Raw genomic sequence first — 3,436 nt, 5'->3', positions numbered from 1 at the left:
CTATTATTGTTATAGGTTTTATCGCCCCCGCCTGTCGCTGCAATTACCGGGGTCCCGATATCATTCGCAATCTTGGAATTGTCATATTCAATACGTTGCCAGGGTCCCTCACAACTAAAGTCATCTATTGCTGCGGTGATCGAAGAAGTCTGGGTAGTCGGAGCAATAGTCATACAAGTTGCTCCTGGTTTATAGTCATGTGTGTAATAAGTATTGGGGCCGGCAACCGGTGAAGCAGTGCCAAACCAGGTGCCACCGCCATTATAACTAACAATAGGCGCGTTGCCTTGACCACCATTTCCGGAATAAGCTGCGCCTTGCCCAAATGCCACAATTTGATCATAATCCCATTGATTGTGAACTTCCTGGGGTGTTACGAGTGGTCCTGTTGGAGAAATGGATAATGGTGTAACAAGTAGTGCTGTACGAGAATCGGTGCTGTAAAAAATACCGGTGTCCTGCTGGTTGTATCCCAAAGAGCCATTTGCGATTACATCCGCTTGTAGTTCTCCGCCTGCTAACCGACAATCGCGGTCTCCACAGTCCACCCCCATCTCAGCCACATCTTTGGCAGAAATCGCAGAATAAGTGCCATCTGAGTTCGCGGCAACCAATTCAGCACTGGTCACAACTACACCCGCCGGAAGATATACAGTGGACCAGGCCCCCGCTCCAGCAGTAGCACCATTGGTGATTTTAGGTGTGGTCTCAAAAATGAACGAAATCTCATCGCCAACCTGATAGCCATTTGTCACCATCGCCATATTTGCTGCTGCCGGGTCAATGAAGACGCGGTTGATGGCTGTGCTGACATAATCGGCAAAGACAGTTTGCAAAGGTGCTGCAATAGAGAGTATAAAAATGAACAAAAAAACCACATGGAATACTTTATTTCGACGACGGATCATAAAACCTCACGTTAAATACAAAAAGCGAAACGGCCAAATTCAAAAAAAAGGCCGGTTTCGCTCTTGCTCCTCATTGACTTAGCCAATAAAATTGGCAGCGACCAGATTCAGTCAATGAATCATTGCATCCTAAACTTGTCTAGATTGTAGATATTATAATTGGCGGGTACTTTTTGTCACCTTACAAGAACTTAACAACCCCCTAAACATTTCAGATAAATTTCAATTATATTATGATAAAAACACGGAATTGTGGATAATATCACCGCAGCTTGCGTTTGCTATTGGAGAATTCTATGCAAGTTTTTTCCCCGCTTTTGGCTTTCCCTACAACCTATCGCTCCAACCAAATCGTGACAGGTCCATCATTATCGATCTCGACAAGCATATGCGCCCCAAAATCCCCGCTTTGCGTGGGAACTCCCTGCCCGGCTAGACCTGACACAAACTGATCTACCAGAGGAGAGGCAATCTCTGGCGGCGCAGCGTGGATAAATGAGGGGCGCCGTCCCTTACGCGTATCGGCATAAAGGGTAAATTGCGAAACAACAATCGCTTCTCCCCCTACGTCCAAAACAGACAAATTTGTTTTACCCTGCTCATCCTCAAAAATACGCAGGTGGGCAATTTTTTCCGCCAAATAGCGAACTTCGGTTTCGCTGTCGCCCTCGCCGATCCCTAAAAGAATAACCAGGCCAGGTCCAACTTCAGCGATGACCTGGCCTTCAACAGAGACTTTACCGTGAGAAACTCTTTGGATTAATGCGCGCATAGAAAATGGTAAGGGCACCGTAACCGTGCCCTTACGTTTATGGTAATTGGATCGCTTCGCGAACCTCAACCATTGTTTCCTCAGCAAGCTTGCGGGCACGATTTGCGCCCTCGTGTAGTATCTCCCAGACGTGGTCAGGTTTCTGCCCGATCTCAGCGCGTTTGGCGCGGAAAGGCTCCAGACTTTTATTCAGGTTCGCCGCAAAACGCTTCTTGCAATCCACACATCCGATTCCTGCTCGGCGGCACTCAGTGTTGATCTCTTCCACCTCTTCAGGTGAAGAGAAAATTTTATGCAGTGAGAAAACATTGCAAATATCAGGGTTACCGGGGTCAGAGAGACGTTTGCGATTTGGGTCAGTAACCATCTGCAAGACTCGTTTCTGCGTCGCTTCAGGGGTGGCAGCCATCTCAATATGATTATCGAGGCTTTTGCCCATCTTCTTCTGCCCGTCAATGCCCAATACTTTGGGAACAGTTGTTGCTTTCATCTGCGGCTCGATCAAGACTTTGGTATTAAAACGATAATTAAAAGAGCGAACAATTTCACGCGCAAACTCAAGATGTGGCGCCTGATCCACGCCGACGGGAACAATGCCCGCTTTATAAAGAACAATATCCGCGGTCATTAAGACTGGATAACCAACAAGTCCATAATTAACATTCTTGGGATTTTCGCGGATCTTCTCTTTGAAAGTAGGCAGGTCGGTTAGTTTGCCCAACTGTGTAACCATCGAAAGATAGGTGTGCAACTCGGTCACCTGCGGCACATGCGATTGGACAAAGATAATGCTCTCTTCAGGACGCAATCCTGCGGCCAACCAATCCAGCGCCATATCATAGGTGTTCTGACGCAATTCCTGCGTCGTCTCGATTGTGGTCAGCGCGTGGATATCCACAATGCAATAGAGTGCCTCGTATTCATCCTGCAAGGCGACGTAGTTTTTAATCGCTCCGAGATAATTTCCCAGATGTTGCTTGCCGGTTGGGCGTGCACCCGAAAAAACCCGACCCTTCTTCTTTGCCATATAAGCCCTCGTTAAATAAGTTTTTTCACCAACCCAAGTACCTCACCCGGCTCGGCATGACGGTTGGTTTTCAGTTTTGAATAAACGAGATCACCGTTTACCGTGATCTCATACTTCCCTCCATCAGAGGGGATTAACGTGATCTCTTCAATATCATATTCATATGCTTTGGTCAATTCAGCCATCAGACCGACGGCTCTGTCTGTATAATGTCAAACTGCGCAGTAAACAATCCTAATTTTAAGCATTTTTCTCTCTCCACAAGATAATAATTAAGTATTAGAAAATTATAACATGCGCTTCTCAAACTCTTGTCACCTCTATACAAGCACGCTATAATCACTGCGTAATTACGATTTATAAGGAAAATAGCTATGCCTGTATATACCTATCGCTGTGATAATTGCGGCGTTCAATTTGATCAAAAAGAAGGATTCAACGATCCTACAATGGTTGTTTGCCCTGAATGCGAGGATGAAAGCTTGCATCGGGTCTATAGACCGGTGGGAATCGTCTTTAAAGGGTCTGGTTTTTACGCAACAGATAATCGTTCTCCTTCTGGCCAAAAGGCTCGTAGCCAGGATAAGGAAGAAGGAACTGAAAAATCCGAGAAAACTGAAAACAAAACCTCTGAAAAGAAAAGCGCGGAACCTGCGAAAAAAGAAAGCAAAAAGGAAGAATAATTTTTATAACCACAACAGAAAAGTAAAATGCGCCTGAGATCAGGCG

4 protein-coding genes and 1 pseudogene are annotated in these 3,436 nt (G+C 45.9%); 1 reads left to right on the top strand and 4 read right to left on the bottom strand.

Annotation, left to right across the window (positions count from 1 at the left end; all coding sequences use genetic code 11):
* The 4 genes and pseudogenes from AC3DOM_RS16870 to AC3DOM_RS16855 all read right to left on the bottom strand — a co-directional run.
* Window positions 1–908: hypothetical protein (locus tag AC3DOM_RS16870; RefSeq protein ID WP_487920202.1), on the bottom strand; the 908-nt coding region annotated here is incomplete at its 3' end.
* A 334-nt stretch (window positions 909–1,242) separates the two neighbouring features.
* Window positions 1,243–1,680, bottom strand: coding sequence for a D-aminoacyl-tRNA deacylase (dtd, locus tag AC3DOM_RS16865; RefSeq protein ID WP_487920201.1), 438 nt, complete (start codon window positions 1,678–1,680; stop codon window positions 1,243–1,245).
* Window positions 1,681–1,717: 37 nt separating this feature from the next.
* Window positions 1,718–2,707 carry a tryptophan--tRNA ligase gene (gene trpS, locus AC3DOM_RS16860; RefSeq protein ID WP_487920200.1) on the bottom strand — a complete coding sequence of 330 codons (990 nt, stop codon included), beginning with the start codon at window positions 2,705–2,707 and terminating at the stop codon, window positions 1,718–1,720.
* A gap of 11 nt (window positions 2,708–2,718) precedes the next feature.
* Window positions 2,719–2,904: pseudogene (locus AC3DOM_RS16855) on the bottom strand (Rdx family protein); the annotation flags it as partial.
* Between the two features lie 177 nt (window positions 2,905–3,081).
* On the opposite strand from AC3DOM_RS16855, the gene AC3DOM_RS16850 reads away from it, so the two are divergent.
* Window positions 3,082–3,390: an FmdB family zinc ribbon protein gene (locus tag AC3DOM_RS16850; RefSeq protein ID WP_487920199.1), complete on the top strand. Its 309-nt coding sequence runs from the start codon at window positions 3,082–3,084 to the stop codon at window positions 3,388–3,390.
* The last annotated feature ends 46 nt before the right edge of the window (window positions 3,391–3,436 follow it).

This window comes from Candidatus Desulfolinea nitratireducens, from assembly GCF_982879505.1.
The sequence above is the reverse complement of the archived record's forward strand: the minus strand, read 5'-3'. Positions and strand labels throughout refer to the sequence as shown.

Coding starts and splice junctions, on each gene's coding strand:
- dtd (WP_487920201.1), bottom strand. CDS start 1,680: ATGCGCGCATTAATCCAAAGAGTTTCTCACGGTAAAGTCTCTGTTGAA.
- trpS (WP_487920200.1), bottom strand. CDS start 2,707: ATGGCAAAGAAGAAGGGTCGGGTTTTTTCGGGTGCACGCCCAACCGGC.
- AC3DOM_RS16850 (WP_487920199.1), top strand. CDS start 3,082: ATGCCTGTATATACCTATCGCTGTGATAATTGCGGCGTTCAATTTGAT.